A 1,441-nucleotide genomic window follows, 5' to 3' on the forward strand; every position below is an offset into this window, starting at 1 on the left:
CCCAGCTCGGCTACACCCAGGTCCTCGCCCGCCGCATGTCCGCGTTCTCCAACTACGCCGTCTCCTTCACGATCATCTCGGTGCTGTCGGGCTGCCTCACCCTCTACGCGTTCGGCATGAACACGGGCGGCCCCGCCGTCATCACCTGGGGCTGGGTCGCTGTAGGGCTCATGACCCTGTTCGTCGGGCTCTCGATGGCCGAGATCTGCTCGGCGTACCCGACCTCGGCGGGCCTGTACTTCTGGGCGCACCGCCTCGCGCCCCCGCGTACGGCCGCCGCCTGGGCCTGGTTCACCGGCTGGTTCAACGTCCTCGGCCAGATCGCGGTGACCGCGGGTGTCGACTTCGGCGCGGCGTCGTTCCTCGGCGCGTACCTCAACCTCCAGTTCGGCTTCGAGGTGACCCCCGGCCGTACGATCCTGCTCTTCGCGGCGATCCTGCTGCTGCACGGCCTCCTCAACACCTTCGGCGTGCGCATCGTCGCGCTGCTGAACAGCGTCAGCGTCTGGTGGCACGTCCTCGGCGTCGCGGTCATCGTCGGCGCGCTCACCTTCGCGCCGGACCACCACCAGTCCGCGTCCTTCGTCTTCGGGGAGTTCGTCAACAACACGGGGTGGGGGAGCGGCGTGTACGTCGTCGCGCTCGGGCTGCTGATGGCGCAGTACACGTTCACCGGGTACGACGCCTCCGCGCACATGACGGAGGAGACGCACGACGCGTCCACCGCCGGCCCGCAGGGCATCGTCCGCTCCATCTGGACCTCCTGGATCGCCGGGTTCGTGCTCCTGCTCGGCTTCACCTTCGCGATCCGGTCGTACGACGCGCAGCTGGGCTCCGAGACCGGCGTACCGCCCGCCCAGATCCTCCTCGACGCCCTCGGCGCGACGGCCGGCAAGCTGCTGCTGCTCGTCGTCATCGGCGCGCAGCTCTTCTGCGGGATGGCGTCCGTGACCGCCAACTCCCGCATGATCTACGCCTTCTCGCGCGACGGCGCGCTCCCCTTCTCCCGCGTCTGGCACACGGTCAGTCCCCGTACGCGGACCCCTGTCGCCGCCGTCTGGCTCGCGGCGGGCGGCGCGCTCGTCCTGGGCCTGCCCTACCTCATCAACGAGACGGCGTACGCGGCCGTGACCTCCATCGCCGTCATCGGGCTGTACATCGCGTACGTCATCCCGACGTTCCTGCGGCTGCGCAAGGGGGCCGACTTCGACCGGGGGCCCTGGCACCTCGGCCGCTGGTCCTCGCTCGTCGGCACGGTCGCGGTGACCTGGGTCGTCCTCATCACCGTCCTCTTCATGCTCCCCCAGGTCTCCCCCGTCACCTGGGCGACCTTCAACTACGCCCCCATCGCCGTCCTCGTCGTCCTCGGCTTCGCGGCGACCTGGTGGCTCACCTCGGCCCGCCACTGGTTCCTGAACCCCGACCGCCGCCCCCAATAACC

The 1,441-nt window shown here is 69.9% G+C and carries 1 protein-coding gene; it reads left to right on the plus strand.

The window, feature by feature from the left end:
* Window positions 1–1,439 (plus strand): amino acid permease (locus AOK24_RS26145; RefSeq protein WP_055722516.1); only part of this gene is annotated, 1,439 nt, incomplete at its 5' end.
* Window positions 1,440–1,441: the final 2 nt, after the last annotated feature.

It is taken from the genome of Streptomyces niveiscabiei, from assembly GCF_001419795.1.
Taxonomy (GTDB): Bacteria; Actinomycetota; Actinomycetes; order Streptomycetales; family Streptomycetaceae; genus Streptomyces; species Streptomyces niveiscabiei.